We start from the raw sequence: 18,547 nt of genomic DNA on the forward strand, positions 1-18,547 counted from the left end.
ATTAGGAGTTTCACGATGGAAATGCTGAAGTTTGGTAAATTTGCTGCGCTGGCTCTGGCCATGGCTGTAGCTGTAGGTTGCTCGTCCAAAGGCGGCGACAATGCCGGTGAAGGCGCTGTTGATCCAAACGCTGGTTACGGCGCAAACACTGGTGCCGTTGATGGCTCCCTGAGCGAAGAAGCTGCTCTGCGCGCAATCACTACCTTCTACTTCGAATACGACAGCTCGGACCTGAAGCCAGAAGCCATGCGCGCTCTGGACGTTCACGCCAAAGACCTGAAAGCAAACGGCGCTCGCGTTGTTCTGGAAGGCAACACCGACGAACGTGGTACTCGTGAGTACAACATGGCACTGGGCGAGCGTCGTGCGAAAGCCGTTCAGCGTTACCTGGTACTGCAAGGTGTTTCCCCAGCTCAGCTGGAACTGGTTTCCTACGGCGAAGAGCGTCCAGTTGCTACCGGCAACGACGAGCAGTCCTGGGCTCAAAACCGTCGCGTCGAACTGCGTAAGTAATTCGTCATGCGAACGTGCCGTCGTGCTGTAACTGTTTTGGCTCTCAGCCTCGCACCGCTTGCGGTGTGGGCTGCGGTTCCTGTGGTCGATAACGACTCCGGCTATAACAATAGCGGGAGTAGCAATCCGCCTGCGGGTTACGGTACGAACGGCGCCTATGCCGGGGGAGGGGTTTCGACCCCTGTCTCGGCACAGGGCGAGCTGTTCAACCAATTGCAATCCATGCAGGAGCAGATTTCACGCCAACAGGGTGTGATCGAAGTTCTGCAGAATGATGTAGCGCGCATGAAGCAAGAGAGCCTGGAGCGATATCAGGATCTTGATCGGCGCATAGGAACCGGCGTTGCACCAGCCGCGACTCCTGATAATTCTTCCACCGGTGGCAGTTTGAATGCCCCCGGTGCCGCCGCTGGCGCAGGTGCAGGAGCGGCCGCCGCTCAAGCACCTGCTGCGGGTAGCGAACCGGCTGATCCGGCGAAGGAAAAACTGTATTACGATGCAGCCTTCGACCTGATCAAAGCCAAGGACTTCGACAAGGCCAGTCAGGCTTTTGCCGCGTTCCTGCGCAAGTACCCGAACAGCCAGTACGCGGGCAATGCCCAATACTGGTTGGGCGAAGTCAATTTGGCCAAAGGCGATCTGCAAGGTGCAGGTCAGGCATTTGCCAAGGTTTCGCAGCTATACCCCAAGCACCCCAAAGTGCCTGATTCGCTGTACAAGCTGGCTGATGTAGAACGCCGCCTCGGTCACACCGACAAGGTCAAAGGCATTCTGCAACAGGTTGTGTCCCAGTATCCGGGCACTTCCGCTGCGCAGCTGGCCCAGCGTGATCTGCAAAAAATGTAAGGGCTGCTTGACCCGTTTTGAAGAAACCCGCGCCTGTCGCGGGTTTTTTCGTTAGAATTCACGCCCTTTTTCTGAAACACGCTTTTTGGGATCTGCGCGTTGGCGGGGTTCCTTGAAGTGCCTGACGGAGGCGGACAGCCTGTTTAGCTGTTATGCCCGTGGCGACTATGCAAGACACATTGAGAATCACCGAAGTTTTCTACTCGTTGCAGGGTGAAACGCGGACTGCCGGGCTGCCCACAGTTTTTGTGCGCCTGACCGGTTGCCCATTGCGTTGCCAATACTGCGACAGCGCCTACGCGTTCACCGGCGGCACCATTCGCCCCCTCGACGACATCCTCGAGCAAGTGGCCGGTTTCCGTCCGCGTTACGTCTGTGTCACCGGTGGCGAGCCGCTGGCGCAACCCAATGCCATCCCATTGCTCAAGCAGTTGTGTGACGCCGGTTACGAAGTGTCACTGGAAACCAGTGGTGCTCTCGATATCTCGGCGGTAGATTCCCGGGTCAGTCGCGTTGTCGACCTGAAAACCCCAGGGTCGAAAGAAGCACACCGCAACCGCTACGAAAACATCGAACTGCTCACGCCCAACGACCAGGTGAAGTTTGTCATCTGCTCGCGGGAAGACTACGACTGGGCGGTGTCCAAGCTGATTCAGTACGGCCTGGACACGCGTGCGGGCGAAGTGCTGTTTTCGCCAAGCCACCATGACCTGAATGCGCGGGATCTGGCTGACTGGGTGGTGGCGGACAACCTGCCAGTGCGTCTGCAATTGCAGCTGCATAAATATCTTTGGAATGACGAGCCGGGGCGCTGAGATGACTGAACAACTGAACACTGCTGAAAAACGTGCGGTCATCCTGCTATCCGGCGGTCTCGACTCCGCGACGGTCGTGGCCATGGCCCGTGCTGAAGGCTACAGCTGCTACACCATGAGCTTCGATTACGGTCAGCGGTCTCAAGTAGAGTTGCACGCCGCAGAACGAGTCGCCCGCGACCTGGGCGTGGTCGAGCACAAGGTGATCGGCCTCAATTTGAACGGTATGGGCGGCTCGGCACTGACCGACAGCAGCATCGACATTCCTGAAGAGTTGGGGGAAGGCATTCCAGTCACTTATGTGCCGGCGCGCAACACGGTGTTTCTGTCTCTGGCGCTGGGTTGGGCTGAAGTGCTCGGCGCGCGCGACATCTTCATCGGCGTGAACGCGGTGGATTATTCCGGTTACCCGGACTGCCGTCCCGAATTCATCGAGTCCTTCGAGCGCATGGCCAATCTGGCGACAAAGGCCGGTGTAGAGGGCAATGGCTTCCGCATCCAGGCGCCACTGCAGAACCTCAGCAAGGCACAGATCGTCCAGGCAGGCGTGAAGCTGGGGGTCGATTACGGGCTGACCGTTTCCTGCTATCAGGCGGACGATAATGGTCGTGCGTGCGGTAAATGCGACAGCTGCCGACTGCGTGCAGAAGGCTTTGCAGCGGCCGGCGTGAGCGACCCAACACCTTATTTTTGATTTATTTCAAATTAGGTGTTGAATAGTCCTTAAAAATCAGTATTATACGCGCCACCACACAGCGGGTCGTTAGCTCAGTTGGTAGAGCAGTTGGCTTTTAACCAATTGGTCGTAGGTTCGAATCCCACACGACCCACCATTTTTGTAGCAGTTTTAAAAGTCTGGAAGGCCCACGCAAGTGAGGATTTCCGGATTTTTTTTTGTCCGGAAGAAAGTGCGCGGCGCGATGCGGGCGGTGGTACATGGCTTTGGCAGGCGCGTAATCCATGCAGACCATGGCTGGGCTATTTTTTGACGTGGCCGTTCGTAATGGCAGGCTCATCTGACATACTGAGACAAAGTGGAAGTGGCAGAGACTTACCTAGTCGGAGCAGGCATGAGCACTGAAAAGATACTATTCAATCGTCCCTATATGACGGGTAAAGAGCTGTACTACATAGCAGAGGCCAAGTTCGGGAATATGCTGGCTGGTGATGGATCTTTTACCAAGCGCTGTCATCATTGGATTGAACAGGCCACCGGCTGTAATACAGCGCTGCTTACTCACTCTTGTACCGCTGCACTTGAAATGGCCGCGTTGTTACTTGATGTACAACCTGGTGATGAAGTGATTTTGCCTTCCTATACCTTCGTTTCAACCGCCAATGCTTTTGTGCTGCGTGGTGCTATTCCTGTATTTGTAGATATTCGTAAAGACACATTGAATCTGGATGAAACGCTGATTGAAGCGGCTATTACTCCACGCACCAAGGCGATTGTTCCTGTTCATTATGCGGGTGTGTCCTGTGAGATGGACACGATCATGCACATCGCTCGTAAACATGGACTCAAAGTCGTTGAGGATGCTGCTCAAGGTGTGATGTCTGCCTATAAAGGACGGGCTCTTGGAAGCATCGGTGATCTTGGTGCTTTTAGTTTTCACGAAACGAAGAACGTTATTTCGGGCGAGGGCGGTGCTCTTTTGGTAAATGAGCCGCAACTGTCGTTACGCGCAGAAATCATTCGAGAGAAAGGCACTGATCGCAGTCGTTTCTTTCGTGGTCAGGTAGATAAATATACTTGGCAAGAAGTAGGCTCTTCCTTTTTGCCTGGAGAGTTGATCGCTGCATTTCTTTGGGCACAACTTGAAGAAGCTACCAGCATCACCAATCGACGTTTGGCGATCTGGGACTATTACCATACTGCACTTGCTCCACTGGAGCGGAAGGGATTGTTGCGTCGTCCAATCGTCCCGGATGATTGTCAGCACAATGCGCACATGTATTACGTGTTGCTGGCACCAAGTGTTGATCGACAAGCTGTTCTGGAAGAGCTTAAGCGTAACGATGTCTATGCCGTATTCCACTATGTGCCTCTTCACTCATCACCGGCGGGGCAGCGCTACGGAAGAGTTCATGGTTCCATGGAGGTCACCAACGCACTGTCAGAGTGCTTGTTGCGTTTGCCTCTTTGGGTTGGCCTGACGTCCGAGCAGCAAGATAAAGTGGTGGAGGTTTTGGCGCGAGCTGTTGGGTAATCTTCTCGACAGTGAGTGCAGCACGGTTATGTTAATGAGGCGGGTATATGGCACCTATGATAAAAGTAAGTAGTATGTTGAAGTAAGTGTCTCCAAAACTGGCGTATTAAGGTTTGCTTTCCTGATATGGGATTTTTGCATTATGTTTTCGTAGCATTGAAGCAGGCATCAAAGAAAGTATCCGGGGGGGGGCTGAGCGTGCTTTTTGTGGTGTTGGCATATCTGTCTTACGCCTTCCCTATGATTTACGCCTACTTTGAGTCTGTAAATTTCATCTATGTTAACGCTTGGGATGAAGAAACCTACCTCAGTTATTAAGGAGCTTTGGGGTCGTTGACGGTGCCCGGTTGCTGGGCATCCGGTGCGATTGTGTATACCCTCCAGTATTTGGGGTTAAGTGGGGGCGAAGTCAATATTCTTTTGGTTTTGTTTTAACGCCACTCACATTTTTTCTAATTGTTTTTATTCTTCGTGAGCTGTAAGTTGAATGTGGGCGTGCATTGATATATGGTGTTATCATTTTGTTCGCTCCGATTTTTTTAATTTCGGTAATCCGCTTCTAGCGCATCCGACCAGAGAGTATGGCTTTGGGGCTATGGTTGGGTATATTAACAATCGGCATTGAGAACGCCGGAATCTCAGTTGTCATACTTTTTTGTTATGTTGGCTATTGCGGCCTATGTCAAAACGAGGCGCATGCTTTGTTTGTTTGTTTGTTTGTTTGTTTGTTTGTTTGTTTGTTTGCTGTTGCTGTATTTTTATGTGGGGATTGCGTATGCGTACCTTCTGCTCTGTGGCTTTATCTTATTGCACCCCTGGTTTTTTAATAAGCAGCTGGGGGTTTTGGCGGATCAGCATTGCACACTGTCAGTGTTGGCAATTTTTACGTGTTTCGGGATTTGAGTAACACCCTGTTAAATATCGGATTCTGGTTGAAATGGTCTTTTGTCTCCGAGCGATATTCTGTAGCCTTGCGCAGCTTCACCGCTGTCCGTGCCTGATGATACTCACTCTCCCGGCGGTACCCTGAAGGGTCTGGAGCCGGGTGTATACTCGACTTTCGCGCGAAAGCGCCTGCAGGTCTTGCGAACATGACGCAAATTTCCGAACGCCTTCTGGTTCAAGCCCACCTCGACGCCAAGCAGCCCAAGCCGCTGACCGTTGAAGAGGAAGCTTTTTACCGTGCCGCCATCGCTGCCGAGCTCAAGGCTCAGGACGCGGTGCTGGTTGCTCACTTCTATTGCGATCCGGTGATTCAGGCCCTGGCCGAAGAAACCGGTGGTTGCGTCTCCGACTCACTGGAGATGGCGCGCTTCGGCAGTGCTCACCCGGCCAAGACTGTGCTGGTCGCCGGTGTGAAGTTCATGGGCGAAACCGCGAAAATCCTCAATCCTGAAAAACGCATTCTCATGCCAACCCTGGAAGCGACCTGCTCGCTGGACCTGGGTTGCCCGGTGGATGAGTTCTCGGCGTTCTGCGATCAGCATCCGGAACGCACGGTGGTGGTGTATGCCAACACCTCGGCGGCGGTCAAAGCCCGGGCGGATTGGGTGGTAACGTCCAGCTGCGCGCTGGAGATCGTCGAAAGCCTGATGGATAACGGCGAAACCATCATCTGGGGCCCGGACAAGCATCTGGGCACTTATATCCAGCGCCAGACCGGTGCGGACATGCTGCTGTGGGACGGTGCCTGCATCGTTCACGAAGAGTTCAAGTCCAAGCAGCTCGAAGACATGAAGGCGCTGTACCCGGACGCCGCGATTCTGGTGCACCCGGAGTCGCCGACCTCGGTGATCGAGCTGGCGGACGCCGTCGGTTCCACCAGTCAGTTGATTGCGGCGGCACAGAGCCTGCCGAACAAGACCCTGATCGTCGCCACCGATCGCGGCATCTTCTACAAGATGCAGCAGCTGTGCCCGGACAAGGTCTTCATCGAAGCCCCAACGGCTGGTAACGGCGCAGCGTGCCGCAGTTGCGCACATTGCCCGTGGATGGCGATGAACACCCTTGAGCGCACGCTGAAGTGCTTGAAGGAGGGGACGAACGAGATCTTTGTGGATCCGGCGTTGATTCCGCAGGCGATTCGGCCGTTGAAGCGGATGCTCGACTTCACCCAGGCTGCTCGGATGAAACTGGCCGGTAACGCTTAAGTACTCGCAAAAACTGTGGGATAAAAACTGTGGGAGCGAGCCTGCTCGCGATGGCGGTCCGTCAGTCACATGTATGTTGACTGAGGCACCGCCATCGCGAGCAGGCTCGCTCCCACAGTGGTTTTTGCTTCCCGCAGCTACTTGTTCTTCTTCGGAATGCGCACGAGCTGCGTGTTCGAGTACATGTCATGCCAGCTGCGTTTCTGTTTATCGAACAGCGACCAGAAGAACCCAAGGCCAACGCACAACAGCGATGCGATCGACACGACAAACCGCAGCAGCGCCTGCCACAGGCTGATGGACGAACCATCCGCGTTCTGCACGCGAATGCACCACACCTGCATACCCAGCGTCTGACCGGACCAGGTCCAGAACTTGGCAAAAAAACCAAACAACACAAACAGCAACACCGTCGATAGCAGCGGATCACCGTCCAGCGCGCCGGATTCGGTCAATGTGCGCATTTTGTCTTCGCCGATGATCGCCATCTGGATCATCTTGTAAATGCCGCTGGTGACGATCAGCAGGGCGGTGCACAAGAGGAAGTCATAGAACATCGCTGCCAGGCGACGGCCCAGGGTGGCGGCGGGAAAGTCGCCCTGGGGGTTGAGCAGGTGTTTCGACATGACAGCCTCTGGACGGAAAAAAAGCTATTTTACGGATTTACGCGCACAAAAAAGCCCCTGATGTCAGCATCAGGGGCTTTTTCGTTACAGAAGATTAGGCTTCTGCTTGTACTTCGTCAGCCTGCATGCCTTTCTGGCCTTGCACAGCAACGAAAGTCACTTTCTGGCCTTCTTTCAGGCTTTTGAAGCCGTTGCCCTGAATAGCGCGGAAATGCACGAACAGATCCGGACCGCTTTCTGGAGTGATAAAACCAAAACCTTTCTCGTCGTTAAACCACTTGACGGTACCGCTCTGACGTTGGGACATTTCTTATTTCCTTTGACGCAAAAATTAATGACAGTCTCCTTCTCATGAAAGAGTACTGGGGCTGGTTGCAGGAGAGTAAGAAGACGTCGAACGGGATGTAGCTAACTTGTAGGCTACTGCCCAGGTCACGATTCCAAGCGACCCATGCAAACACAGTGAACAAACTCTACGCCAACTACGTGAGAAAAAACAAGCCCTGTGAGAGCCCCGGTTTTGCTCAGGTTGATGGCGATAGCGTGTCCACTAGTGCGGGCTTATTCGATCGGGTTGTTCAATTGTTTTCGAACGTTATAAGCAACGTTCATAAACGAAGCTTAGAGCCAAAGACATGCACTGTTTTATGGCGGTTGCGTTACACATTAGTGCACTGTTAACGCAACCGCGTTACTTATAGAAACAGTCAATCAGCCGCGATAGTAGCGTTGTGGAACAAATGGCATTTTGCTTACAAGCAAAGGCACCTTTTTCCCACGAACAATCGCCCATACGGGTGTATCAATAGCGATATAAGCGCTGTCGAGGTAGCCCATGGCTAACGGTCCGCCCAGAGTCGGGCCGAAACCACCGCTGCACACAGCGCCGATGATGTCGCCTGCTTCGTTGACGATTTCCGCGCCTTCACGCACCGGTGTACGTTCCTGAGGCAACAGGCCCACACGCTTGCGGTTGACGCCGGCTTGTTGTTGCGCGAACACAGTCTCTGCGCCAGGGAAGCCGCCGGCCCGTGCGCCATCGGCGCGACGTGGCTTGGAGATGGCCCACAGCAGGCTGGCCTCGATCGGAGTGGTCTCGGTGTTCATGTCGTGGCCGTAGAGGCACAGGCCGGCTTCCAGGCGCAGGGAGTCGCGAGCGCCGAGGCCGATGGCCGCCACTTCAGGCTCAGCCAGCAGCGCGCGCGCCAAGGCTTCAGCGTTGGCGGCCGGTACGGAGATTTCGAAGCCGTCTTCACCGGTGTAGCCCGAACGGCTGACAAAGCATTCGACACCCAGCAGTTTCACTCGGGTGAACTGCATGAAAGTCATCTTCGCGACTTCAGGCGCCAGACGAGCGAGCACGGTCACGGCGGCCGGGCCTTGCAGGGCCAGCAGCGCGCGTTCTTCGAACAGCGGTTCGATTGTGCACTGGTCGCCAATGTGCTTTTGCAGATGCGCAAGGTCCTGATCCTTGCAGGCGGCGTTGACCACCAGGAACAGTTCGTCGTTACCCAGGTTGGCGACCATCAGGTCGTCGAGGATTCCGCCGGTTTCATTGGTGAACATCGCGTAGCGCTGCATGCCCACCGGCAGGTCGATGATGTCCACCGGCACCAGGGTTTCCAGGGCCTTGGCGGCATTGGCGCCGGTCAGGCGGATCTGGCCCATGTGCGAGACATCGAACAGCCCGGCCTGATCACGGGTGTGCTGGTGTTCTTTCATCACGCCCAACGGGTATTGCACCGGCATGTCGTAGCCGGCGAACGGCACCATGCGCGCGCCGAGTTCGATGTGCAGTGCATGCAGCGGGGTTTTCAGCAATTGTTCGGTGGACATATTCAGCTCCTGAAAAAGTGTGCGGATGCGCGTGGGCATCAGCACTCGATAATGTTGACCGCCAAACCGCCACGGGCGGTTTCCTTGTATTTGCTTTTCATGTCGGCGCCGGTCTGGCGCATGGTGCGGATGACCTTGTCGAGGGAGACGAAGTGCTGACCGTCGCCGCGCAGGGCCATGCGCACGGCATTGATGGCTTTCACCGAACCCATGGCGTTGCGCTCGATGCAAGGCACTTGCACCAGCCCGCCAATCGGGTCGCAGGTCAGGCCCAAGTTGTGTTCCATGCCGATTTCCGCCGCGTTTTCCACTTGCTGCACCGTGCCGCCAAGCACTTCGCACAGCGCGCCGGCTGCCATGGAACAGGCGACGCCGACTTCACCCTGACAACCGACTTCGGCGCCAGAGATCGAGGCGTTTTCTTTATAGAGAATGCCGATGGCGGCGGCGGTCAGCAGAAAGCGCACGACGCCGTCTTCGTTGGCGCCGGGAATGAAGCGCATGTAGTAATGCAGCACCGCCGGGACGATGCCCGCTGCTCCGTTGGTGGGCGCGGTGACGACGCGCCCGCCGTTGGCGTTTTCTTCGTTGACCGCTAAAGCGTAGAGGTTGACCCAGTCCAGCACCGACAGCGGATCACGTAGCGCCGATTCCGGGTTCTTGCACAGTTGCCGATGCAGCGCAGCGGCCCGACGTTTGACCTTCAAGCCACCGGGCAGAATTCCTTCATTGCGGCAACCGGCGGCGACGCAATCCTGCATCACTTGCCAGATGTTCAGGAGGCCGGCGCGGGTTTCCGCTTCCGGGCGCCAGGCACTTTCGTTGGTCAGCATCAACTGGCTGATGGACAAGCCGTACGTGGCGCAATGACTGAGCAGGTCCTTGGCGCTTTTGAACGGGAAGGTCAGCGGCGTGGCGTCTTCGACAATGCGGTCGGCGCCAGCGGCGTCTTCATCGACCACGAATCCGCCGCCGACCGAGTAGTACTCGCGGCTGCGGACCTGTAGGCCCGCCGCGTCGAACGCACGAAAGATCATGCCGTTGGGGTGATAGGGCAGCGGTTTGCGGATCATCGCCAGGTGTTCTTTCTCGTTGAACGCAATGCTGTGTTCGCCGAGCAGGTTCAAGCGACCATTGCCGCGAATATCTTGCAGACGGGCGGCGACGGTTTCGGTGTTCACGGTGTCCGGGTGTTCGCCTTCCAGGCCGAGCAACACGGCCTTGTCGCTGCCGTGGCCTTTACCGGTGGCGCCGAGCGAGCCGTAGAGCTCGACTTTGACGCAGGCGGTTGCAGTCAGCAGCCCTTCACGGCGCAAGCCTTCGGCAAAACGCGCAGCAGCGCGCATCGGGCCGACGGTGTGGGAGCTGGAAGGGCCGATGCCAATCTTGAACAGGTCGAACACGCTTAACGACATGGTTGTTCTCCGGTTTCTTGTTATGAGGAGCACCACACGACCTGTAGGAGCGAGGCTTGCCCGCGAAGCTTTTAGCGGCCGTGATGGCCTCTTCGCGGGCAAGCCTCGCTCCTACAGAACCGGTGTGTCCTTGTGAGGGCGGTGAACCGCCCCCTATGGATCAAGCGTAGCTTTCGATCGACGGGCAAGCGCAAACCAGGTTGCGATCGCCAAACACGTTGTCGACGCGACCGACCGGTGGCCAGTACTTGCCTTCGATCAGCGACGCAACCGGGTATACCGCTTGCTCACGGCTGTACGGATGCGTCCACTCGCCAACGATTTCCGCAGCGGTGTGCGGGGCGTTTTTCAGCGGGTTGTCGTCCTTGTCCAGCGTACCGTTTTCCACCGCGCGAATTTCTTCGCGGATGCGGATCATGGCGTCGCAGAAGCGGTCCAGTTCTTCCTTGGATTCGCTTTCGGTCGGCTCGATCATCAGCGTGCCGGCGACCGGGAAGGACATGGTCGGGGCGTGGAAACCGAAGTCGATCAGGCGCTTGGCGACGTCATCGACGCTGATGCCGCTGCTGTCTTTCAGCGGACGCAAATCGAGGATGCATTCGTGCGCCACCAGACCGTTGCTGCCGGTGTACAGCACTGGGTAGTGCTCTTCGAGGCGACGGGAAATGTAGTTGGCATTGAGGATCGCCAGCTGCGAAGCGCGCTTGAGGCCGGCGCCGCCCATCATCCGAATGTACATCCAGGTGATTGGCAGAATGCTCGCGCTGCCGAACGGTGCCGCGCAGACCGCGCCTTCTTTACGCTCCATGGTGCCGTGACCCGGCAGGAACGGGGTCAGGTGCGATTTCACGCCAATCGGGCCAACGCCCGGGCCGCCACCACCGTGGGGAATGCAGAAGGTTTTGTGCAGGTTCAGGTGGCTCACGTCGCCGCCGAACTTGCCCGGGGCGCAGAGGCCGACCATCGCGTTCATGTTGGCGCCGTCGATGTACACCTGGCCGCCGTGGTCATGAATGATGCCGCAGATTTCACGGATGCCTTCTTCGAACACGCCGTGGGTCGACGGGTAAGTGATCATCAATGCTGCGAGGTGTTCGCGGTGCTCGATGGCCTTGGCGCGCAGGTCTTCGATGTCGACGTTGCCGCGGGCATCGCACGCGGTGACGACTACGCGCATGCCGGCCATGTTGGCGGTGGCCGGGTTGGTGCCGTGGGCAGAGGACGGGATCAGGCAGATGTCGCGACGGTCTTCGCCACGGCTCTGGTGATAGGCGCGAATTGCCAGCAGGCCGGCGTATTCACCTTGGGAACCGGCGTTCGGTTGCAGGGAGATCGCGTCGTAACCGGTGGCGGCGCAGAGCATCGCTTCCAGTTCGTCGGTCAGCTGTTGGTAACCGGCGCTTTGCTCGGCCGGGGCGAACGGGTGCAGGGCACCGAACTCGGCCCAGGTGACCGGGATCATTTCGCTGGCGGCGTTGAGTTTCATGGTGCACGAACCCAGCGGGATCATGGTGCGATCCAGGGCCAGGTCCTTGTCGGCCAGCTTGCGCAGGTAGCGCATCAGCTCGGTTTCCGAGTGATAACGGTTGAACACCGGGTGGCTGAGGATCGGAGATTGGCGAACCAGCGCGGCCGGGAGGGTGCTGACCACGGAACCGGCGAGGGCGGCGAAGTCTGGCAGCGCCTTAGCGTCGGCGAACAGGCCCCACAGGGTTTCCACGTCGGCTTGCGAAGTGGTTTCGTCGAGGGACAGGCCCAGACGCTCGGCATCCACGACGCGCAGGTTGATCTGCTGGGCGCGAGCCTTGTCGTGCAACGCGCCAGTGTTGGCGCCGGTTTTAATGGTCAACGTGTCGAAGAAGCTTTCTTGCTCGACCGTCAGGCCCAGTGCGCTCAAGCCCTTGGCCAGAATCGCGGTCAGGTGATGAATGCGGTTGGCGATCTGCGTCAGGCCTTTCGGGCCGTGGTACACGGCGTACATGCTGGCGATGTTGGCCAACAAAACCTGCGCGGTGCAGATGTTCGACGTGGCCTTCTCGCGGCGGATGTGCTGCTCGCGGGTTTGCATCGCCAAGCGCAGGGCCGGTTTGCCGAAACGGTCCACGGAGACACCGACCAGACGGCCCGGCATGTCGCGCTTGAACGCATCTTTCGTCGAGAAGTAAGCCGCGTGCGGGCCACCGAAGCCCAGCGGCACGCCGAAGCGTTGCGCGCTGCCGATGGCCACGTCGGCGCCGAACTCACCCGGAGGGGTCAGCACGGTCAGGGCCAACAGGTCGGCGGCGACGGCGACCAGCGCGTTGGCGGCGTGGAAGCGTTCGGTCAGTTCGCGGTAATCGAAGACGTCACCGTTGCTCGCCGGGTATTGCAGCAAGGCGCCGAAGAACGGTGTCACGTCAGTCAGTGCCTGCTCGTCACCAACGACCACGTCGATACCCAGCGGCTCGGCACGGGTGCGCAGCACGTCGAGGGTTTGCGGGTGGCAATGCACGGACGCGAAGAAGGCGTGGCTGCCCTTGTTCTTGCTCAGGCGTTTGCAAAAGGTCATCGCTTCGGCGGCGGCGGTGGCTTCGTCGAGCAAGGATGCGTTGGCAATCGGCAGGCCGGTCAGGTCGCTGATCAGGGTCTGGAAGTTCAGCAGCGCTTCGAGACGACCCTGGGAGATTTCTGGCTGGTACGGGGTGTACGCGGTGTACCACGCCGGGTTTTCCAGCAGGTTGCGCAGGATCGGCGACGGCGTATGGGTGCCGTAGTAACCCTGGCCGATGAAGGTCTTGAACAGCTGGTTTTTGCCGGCGATGGACTTGATCAAGGCCAGGGCATCGGCTTCGCTCAGGCCGTCTTCGAGACCGAGGACGCTGGTGCCTTTGATGCTTTCCGGGATGACGCTGGCGCTCAGGGCTTCCAGGGAGTCAAAACCGAGGCTGTTGAGCATGGCTTGCTCGTCGCCGGAACGCGGGCCGATGTGGCGGGCGATGAATTCGTTGGCGGTCGTCAGGTTGACTTGAGTCATGTCAGCGCTCCTCAGGCTTCGGCGTTGGCTTTGATCAGACGGTCGTAAGCGTCCTGATCCAGCAGTTTGGCGACAGCCGAAGCGTCGGTTGGCTTAAAGCGGAAGAACCAGCCTTCGCCCAGCGGATCTTCGTTGACCAGTTCAGGGCTGCTCTCGAGGGCCGGGTTGGTCTCGACCACTTCACCGTCCAAAGGCATGTACACGCCGCTGGCGGCTTTTACCGATTCCACGGTGGCGGCTTCGGCGCCTTTGTCGTAGGACTGCAGCTCAGGCAGTTGTACGAAAACCACGTCGCCCAAGGCGTTCTGTGCGAAGGCGGTGATGCCGACAGTGACGCTGCCGTCAGCTTCGGTGCGCAGCCATTCGTGATCTTCAGTAAAACGCAACTCGCTCATGGAAACTCCTAAGGGGGCCAGACTTGTCTGGTGGACGCGATGGAATGCTTGGGCTAAAGCCCTGCTTTATGGCGGGTTACTAAGCAATTTCGCGGCCAATGTTTTTTTATCGTTATAAATCAATCGCTTAGTTGATATTGCGATGTGCGGTAGATTGATGGCTGTAGCGAAATCGCTACAGCAAGAGGCGAAGAAAAAAGCCTAAGTGGATCAAAGCCTTGCACTGCGGTGATCAGGGGAGGGTGTAGCGATATCGTTCCGCTGTAGCGCTTTCAGTACAGATGGAGGTCGTTTTTAAACAGGTCTTCAGGCCAGACACAAACCTCTGTAGGAGTGAGCCTGCTCGCGATAGCGGTGTGTCAGTCAACAGATGCAGCGACTGACACTCCGCTATCGCGAGCAGGCTCACTCCTACAGTTGTTTTGTGTCGGTTGGGAGATTGTATATCCGGCCTCACGGCTTATTGGGAATGCCGTACTTGCGCAGTCGATGGGCGATCGCCGTGTGGGAAGTTTGCAGGCGGCTGGCCAGTTGCCGGGTAGAGGGGTAGCTGACGTAGAGTTTTTCCAGCAGCGTCTTTTCGAACTCTTCCATCGCCTGCTCCAGGCTATCGACATCGCTGTCACTCTGGCGCGCCACCGAGGTGCCGGCGATGTCGAGGTCGCCGATGTCCACCAGGCTGCTTTCGCAAATCGCCGCCGCACGGAAGATCACGTTCTGCAATTGCCGCACGTTGCCCGGCCAGCGGTTACCCAGCAGTGCAGGATAAGTCCCCGGCGCCAGACGACAGACCGGGCGCTGGATCTGTGCGCAGGCCTGCTGCATGAAATAGCGCGCCAGCAGCAGGATGTCCTGACCGCGTTCGCGCAGGGGCGGGACTTCGACATTCAGGACGTTGAGGCGATAGAACAAGTCTTCGCGGAACGAACCTTCGCTGACCATTTTTTCCAGGTTGCGGTGAGTTGCGCTGAGGATTCGCACATTGACCTTTACCTCGCGATCACCCCCGACTCGCCGGAAGCTGCCGTCGTTGAGGAACCTCAGCAACTTCGCCTGCAGGTACGGCGACATTTCACCGATTTCATCGAGAAACACCGTGCCCTGGTTGGCCAGTTCCATCAGCCCCGGTTTGCCGCCCCGTTGCGCACCGGTAAAGGCGCCAGGGGCGTAGCCGAACAGTTCGCTTTCGGCGAGGTTCTCCGGCAATGCGGCGCAGTTCAGCGCCAGGAACGGCGAACCGTGCCGGGCGCTGATGGCGTGGCAGGCCCGCGCCACCAGTTCTTTGCCGGTTCCGGTTTCGCCCTGGATCAGCAACGGCGCATCCAGTGCTGCCACGCGCTGGGCGCGAGCCTTGAGGGTACGGATCGCCGGGGACTCGCCGAGCAACGCGTCGAAACCTTCGGCATGGTCGTGGTGCAGCGCCGAGAGGCGTTCGCCGATGCGGTTCGGTTGATACAAGGTCAGCAGGGCGCCGGCGTCGGTGATCGGGGTGGCGTCGAGCAGCAGGGTCTGGCCGTTGACGGTGATCTCGCGCAGCGGCAGGCGGAAGCCGTTTTCGAGCAATACGCCAAGCAGCGCCGGGTCGGCAAACAGATCGGCGACGCTTTCACCGGCCGGTTCGCGACCATACAACGCGATCAGCGCCGGGTTGGCCAGCAGCACTTTGCCGTCACTGTCCAGGGCCAGCACCGGGTCGGTCATGGCGGCGAGCAGCGCATCGAGCTGCAAGTGCCGCCGTTGCCCCGGAAGGATGTCGACCACCGTCATCGCTTGCACGCCGCGCACGCTGAGCAACGCATCGCGCAGCTCTTCGAGCACTTCCGGGCTCAGGGTCGGAGCGTCGATGTACACGTTGGGCGGGACCATTTCCACCGCATCCAGATTGAGATTACGCCCACCGAGCAGGGCCAGGACTTCCTGGGTAATGCCGACGCGGTCGATGAAGCTGACGTGGATACGCATGGGGCGGTTTTCAATCTGGCGAGCGGAGGGGGGGCAAGTATGCCTTGGGGCGGGTCTCAGGTGAAATGCACGTGTTCAACCTGCAGGAACGAGGCTTGCCCGCGAAGAGGCCATCAAGACCGCTAAAAGCTTCGCGGGCAAGCCTCGCTCCTACAGGTCGTGGGGCCGCAGTCTTTCAGTCGGCATCCATAGCGAATGAAAGTCCGTCATCGCGAGCAGGCCCGCTCCCACAAGGGGACGCAGGCTACTCAAAGTTTTTGAGATCTACCGGGTCGCCGGATTTCATATCCAGCTTCTTCCGAATGTCTTCAAATACCTCGTCGTAATTTTTGTGAACCGAGCCGATCTGGCTGTGTGTCCTTGGAATACCGTACTTCTCGGCGATATTCGTTATGTTGTTGGCGAAGTTGTAGGCCTCAACCTTGGGTAGAAAGAAGGTTTCGCTCATATCCTTTCCCTGAATGCTGCCATGCATGGTGAACTGGATGCCTTTTTCCCCTTTGTCGTTATTGCTGACCTCATAGTCGAAGTGCAGGTTGTAGCTGACATCATCCGAGGTCAGCGCGTGGCGCTCGATGTGCAAGTGACCGGGGGCGAACGTTGCCATTGACGTTTCTCCTTATAAATAAGTAATGCCAGGTGTCGCCGTGCTGATGCGCGTGCCGGCCGTGCCCTGGACGATCGCTTCGATGTCCGAGAGTGAACCGATCACCGCGGTTTTTCCAGTATGGCGGGCAAACTCGCAGGCGGCCTGCACCTTCGGTCCCATGGAGCCGGCGGCGAAGCCGAGTTTTTCCATTTCGTCAGGGTGGGCTCGGGCGATGGCTTTCTGGGTCGGTTTGCCGAAGTCGATGCAGGCGGCGTTGACGTCGGTGGCGATCACCAGCAGATCGCTTTCCAGCTGTTCGGCCAGCAGCGCCGAGCACAGATCTTTGTCGATCACTGCTTCCACGCCTTGCAGTTTGCCGCTGGCGCCGTACATCGTCGGGATGCCGCCACCGCCCGCGCAGATCACGATGCTGCCTTTTTCCAGCAACCATTTGATCGGGCGGATTTCGAAGATGCGTTTCGGTCTCGGGCTGGCCACCACGCGACGGTATTTGTCGCCGTCCGGGGCAATCGCCCAGCCTTTTTCGGCGGCAAGTTTTTCCGCTTCGGCCTTGGCGTAGACCGGGCCGATGGGTTTGGTGGGGTTCTGGAACGCCGGGTCGTTGGCGTCGACTTCGACCTGGGTCAGCAAGGTGGCGAAGGGCACTTCGAAGTCCAGCAGGTTGCCCAGTTCCTGTTCGATGATGTAGCCGATCATGCCTTCGGTTTCGGCGCCGAGTACGTCCAGCGGATAAGGCGAAACCGAGGTGTAAGCGGCGGCCTGCAACGACAGCAACCCGACTTGCGGGCCATTGCCGTGAGCGATCACCAGTTCGTTGCCAGCATAAATCTTGGCGATCTGTTCAGTGGCGATCCGGATGTTGGCGCGTTGATTGTCCGCGGTCATGGGTTCACCACGGCGGAGCAGGGCGTTACCGCCCAGAGCAACGACGATACGCATAATGCAGTCCTTCTAAATGAGGTGACTCGGTCTCCCAGGTGAAACCCGATCAGTGTGGGAGTGAGCGTGCTCGCGATGACTATTTAACACTCAACAGAGACGTTGACTGTTACTCCGCTATCGCGAGCAGGCCCGCTCCCACAGGGGCTTTGTTCCAGCCGGGAGAGCCGGGTGGGCCGTTAGATATCCGCCAACGCCGACACCAGGATCGCCTTGATGGTGTGCATGCGGTTTTCCGCTTGCTCGAAGGCGATGTTGGCCGGCGATTCGAAGACTTCTTCAGTCACCTCCACGCCGTTGGCCAGGTGCGGATAGCGTGCGGCGATGTCCTTGCCGACCTTGGTTTCGCTGTTGTGGAACGCCGGCAGGCAGTGCATGAATTTCACCCGCGGGTTGCCGGAGGCTTTCATCATCGCGGCGTTGACCTGGTACGGCAGCAGTTGCTCGATGCGCTCGTCCCACGCTTCTACCGGCTCACCCATCGACACCCAGATGTCGGTGTGGATGAAGTCCACGCCCTTGACCGCTACTTTCGGGTCTTCGGTGATGGTGATGCGTGCGCCGCTTTCCTCAGCGAAGGCTTTGCACTGGGCGATGAAATCAGCGTGCGGCCACAAGGCTTTGGGCGCGGCGATGCGCACGTCCATGCCGAGTTTGGCGCCGATCATCAGCAGCGAGTTGCCCATGTTGTAACGGGCGTCGCCCAGGTAGGCGTAGCTGATGTCGTGCAGCGGCTTGTCGCTGTGCTCACGCATGGTCAGGGTGTCGGCGATCATTTGTGTCGGGTGGAATTCAGCGGTCAGGCCGTTGAACACCGGTACGCCGGCGAACTTGGCCAGCTCTTCGACGATTTCCTGTTCGAAGCCCCGGTACTCGATGGCGTCGAACATCCGCCCCAGCACGCGGGCGGTGTCTTTCATGCTTTCCTTGTGGCCGATCTGCGACGACACCGGGTCGATGTAGGTGACGTGGGCGCCCTGGTCATGGGCCGCGACTTCGAAGGCGCAACGGGTGCGGGTCGAGGTTTTTTCGAAGATCAGCGCGATGTTTTTGCCTTGCAGGTGCGGACGCTCGGTGCCGGTATATTTGGCGCGCTTGAGGTCGCGGGACAGGTCTAGCAGGTAGTTGAGCTCGCGAGTGGTGTGGTGCATCAGCGAGAGCAGGCTGCGGTTGCGCATATTGAAAGCCATTTTGGATCTCCTTGGGTTTCGGTTATC

At 58.1% G+C, this 18,547-nt stretch carries 16 protein-coding genes and 1 tRNA gene; 7 read left to right on the forward strand and 10 right to left on the reverse strand.

Going from position 1 to position 18,547, the window contains the following annotated elements; all coding sequences use genetic code 11:
• Window positions 1–15 precede the first annotated feature (15 nt).
• From pal to nadA, 7 genes are all read left to right on the forward strand, one after another.
• The gene (gene pal / locus AB4N91_RS03805) at window positions 16–513 is read left to right on the forward strand and encodes a peptidoglycan-associated lipoprotein Pal (protein WP_003178634.1); all 498 of its coding nucleotides are present in this window, start codon (window positions 16–18) and stop codon (window positions 511–513) included.
• 6 nt (window positions 514–519) lie between these two features.
• Window positions 520–1,359 carry a tol-pal system protein YbgF gene (gene ybgF / locus AB4N91_RS03810; RefSeq protein ID WP_077748707.1) on the forward strand — a complete coding sequence of 280 codons (840 nt, stop codon included), beginning with the start codon at window positions 520–522 and terminating at the stop codon, window positions 1,357–1,359.
• A gap of 167 nt (window positions 1,360–1,526) precedes the next feature.
• Window positions 1,527–2,174: a 7-carboxy-7-deazaguanine synthase QueE gene (gene queE / locus AB4N91_RS03815; protein WP_010457446.1), complete on the forward strand. Its 648-nt coding sequence runs from the start codon at window positions 1,527–1,529 to the stop codon at window positions 2,172–2,174.
• A 1-nt stretch (window position 2,175) separates the two neighbouring features.
• Entirely contained in the window at window positions 2,176–2,868 is a 693-nt protein-coding gene (gene queC / locus AB4N91_RS03820; RefSeq protein WP_154501453.1) for a 7-cyano-7-deazaguanine synthase QueC, read from the forward strand.
• Between the two features lie 63 nt (window positions 2,869–2,931).
• A tRNA-Lys gene (locus AB4N91_RS03825) sits at window positions 2,932–3,007 on the forward strand.
• Between the two features lie 237 nt (window positions 3,008–3,244).
• Window positions 3,245–4,384 carry a dTDP-4-amino-4,6-dideoxygalactose transaminase gene (gene rffA / locus AB4N91_RS03830; protein WP_102595471.1) on the forward strand — a complete coding sequence of 380 codons (1,140 nt, stop codon included), beginning with the start codon at window positions 3,245–3,247 and terminating at the stop codon, window positions 4,382–4,384.
• Between the two features lie 1,091 nt (window positions 4,385–5,475).
• Window positions 5,476–6,534 (forward strand): quinolinate synthase NadA, encoded by a 1,059-nt coding sequence (nadA, locus tag AB4N91_RS03835; protein ID WP_077748706.1) that lies wholly within the window; start codon window positions 5,476–5,478, stop codon window positions 6,532–6,534.
• A gap of 137 nt (window positions 6,535–6,671) precedes the next feature.
• Here the strand turns inward: nadA and AB4N91_RS03840 are convergent, their stop codons facing one another.
• From AB4N91_RS03840 to AB4N91_RS03885, 10 genes are all read right to left on the reverse strand, one after another.
• On the reverse strand, window positions 6,672–7,160 hold the full coding sequence (locus tag AB4N91_RS03840; protein ID WP_077748705.1) for an RDD family protein: 489 nt from the start codon (window positions 7,158–7,160) through the stop codon (window positions 6,672–6,674).
• A 94-nt stretch (window positions 7,161–7,254) separates the two neighbouring features.
• Window positions 7,255–7,467 carry a cold-shock protein gene (locus AB4N91_RS03845; protein ID WP_003175786.1) on the reverse strand — a complete coding sequence of 71 codons (213 nt, stop codon included), beginning with the start codon at window positions 7,465–7,467 and terminating at the stop codon, window positions 7,255–7,257.
• Window positions 7,468–7,871: 404 nt separating this feature from the next.
• Complete coding sequence (gene gcvT, locus AB4N91_RS03850) at window positions 7,872–8,996, reverse strand: glycine cleavage system aminomethyltransferase GcvT (RefSeq protein ID WP_083375885.1); 1,125 nt, start codon at window positions 8,994–8,996, stop codon at window positions 7,872–7,874.
• Between the two features lie 38 nt (window positions 8,997–9,034).
• Window positions 9,035–10,411, reverse strand: coding sequence for an L-serine ammonia-lyase (locus AB4N91_RS03855; protein WP_010457430.1), 1,377 nt, complete (start codon window positions 10,409–10,411; stop codon window positions 9,035–9,037).
• Between the two features lie 160 nt (window positions 10,412–10,571).
• A complete protein-coding gene (gene gcvP, locus AB4N91_RS03860; RefSeq protein WP_102595464.1) occupies window positions 10,572–13,424 on the reverse strand; it encodes an aminomethyl-transferring glycine dehydrogenase in 2,853 nt (950 codons plus the stop codon).
• Between the two features lie 11 nt (window positions 13,425–13,435).
• On the reverse strand, window positions 13,436–13,819 hold the full coding sequence (gene gcvH, locus AB4N91_RS03865; protein WP_154501450.1) for a glycine cleavage system protein GcvH: 384 nt from the start codon (window positions 13,817–13,819) through the stop codon (window positions 13,436–13,438).
• Between the two features lie 453 nt (window positions 13,820–14,272).
• Window positions 14,273–15,781 carry a sigma-54-dependent transcriptional regulator gene (locus AB4N91_RS03870; protein WP_077748702.1) on the reverse strand — a complete coding sequence of 503 codons (1,509 nt, stop codon included), beginning with the start codon at window positions 15,779–15,781 and terminating at the stop codon, window positions 14,273–14,275.
• A 244-nt stretch (window positions 15,782–16,025) separates the two neighbouring features.
• The gene (locus AB4N91_RS03875; RefSeq protein WP_077748701.1) at window positions 16,026–16,388 is read right to left on the reverse strand and encodes a DUF5064 family protein; all 363 of its coding nucleotides are present in this window, start codon (window positions 16,386–16,388) and stop codon (window positions 16,026–16,028) included.
• Window positions 16,389–16,400: 12 nt separating this feature from the next.
• The gene (gene arcC, locus AB4N91_RS03880; RefSeq protein ID WP_010457419.1) at window positions 16,401–17,330 is read right to left on the reverse strand and encodes a carbamate kinase; all 930 of its coding nucleotides are present in this window, start codon (window positions 17,328–17,330) and stop codon (window positions 16,401–16,403) included.
• A 179-nt stretch (window positions 17,331–17,509) separates the two neighbouring features.
• Window positions 17,510–18,520, reverse strand: coding sequence for an ornithine carbamoyltransferase (locus AB4N91_RS03885; RefSeq protein ID WP_154501449.1), 1,011 nt, complete (start codon window positions 18,518–18,520; stop codon window positions 17,510–17,512).
• Between the last annotated feature and the right edge of the window lie 27 nt (window positions 18,521–18,547).

It is taken from the genome of Pseudomonas sp. H3_D04 (assembly GCF_054669175.1).

Bases quoted from the DNA above. Each gene is read 5' to 3' on its own strand.
- AB4N91_RS03875 (WP_077748701.1), bottom strand. From the start codon at position 16,388: ATGGCAACGTTCGCCCCCGGTCACTTGCACATCGAGCGCCACGCGCTG.
- gcvT (WP_083375885.1), bottom strand. From the start codon at position 8,996: ATGTCCACCGAACAATTGCTGAAAACCCCGCTGCATGCACTGCACATC.
- arcC (WP_010457419.1), bottom strand. From the start codon at position 17,330: ATGCGTATCGTCGTTGCTCTGGGCGGTAACGCCCTGCTCCGCCGTGGT.
- pal (WP_003178634.1), top strand. From the start codon at position 16: ATGGAAATGCTGAAGTTTGGTAAATTTGCTGCGCTGGCTCTGGCCATG.
- AB4N91_RS03845 (WP_003175786.1), bottom strand. From the start codon at position 7,467: ATGTCCCAACGTCAGAGCGGTACCGTCAAGTGGTTTAACGACGAGAAA.
- AB4N91_RS03840 (WP_077748705.1), bottom strand. From the start codon at position 7,160: ATGTCGAAACACCTGCTCAACCCCCAGGGCGACTTTCCCGCCGCCACC.
- gcvP (WP_102595464.1), bottom strand. From the start codon at position 13,424: ATGACTCAAGTCAACCTGACGACCGCCAACGAATTCATCGCCCGCCAC.
- AB4N91_RS03870 (WP_077748702.1), bottom strand. From the start codon at position 15,781: ATGCGTATCCACGTCAGCTTCATCGACCGCGTCGGCATTACCCAGGAA.
- AB4N91_RS03855 (WP_010457430.1), bottom strand. From the start codon at position 10,411: ATGTCGTTAAGCGTGTTCGACCTGTTCAAGATTGGCATCGGCCCTTCC.
- rffA (WP_102595471.1), top strand. From the start codon at position 3,245: ATGAGCACTGAAAAGATACTATTCAATCGTCCCTATATGACGGGTAAA.
- nadA (WP_077748706.1), top strand. From the start codon at position 5,476: ATGACGCAAATTTCCGAACGCCTTCTGGTTCAAGCCCACCTCGACGCC.
- gcvH (WP_154501450.1), bottom strand. From the start codon at position 13,819: ATGAGCGAGTTGCGTTTTACTGAAGATCACGAATGGCTGCGCACCGAA.
- queE (WP_010457446.1), top strand. From the start codon at position 1,527: ATGCAAGACACATTGAGAATCACCGAAGTTTTCTACTCGTTGCAGGGT.
- ybgF (WP_077748707.1), top strand. From the start codon at position 520: ATGCGAACGTGCCGTCGTGCTGTAACTGTTTTGGCTCTCAGCCTCGCA.
- queC (WP_154501453.1), top strand. From the start codon at position 2,176: ATGACTGAACAACTGAACACTGCTGAAAAACGTGCGGTCATCCTGCTA.
- AB4N91_RS03885 (WP_154501449.1), bottom strand. From the start codon at position 18,520: ATGGCTTTCAATATGCGCAACCGCAGCCTGCTCTCGCTGATGCACCAC.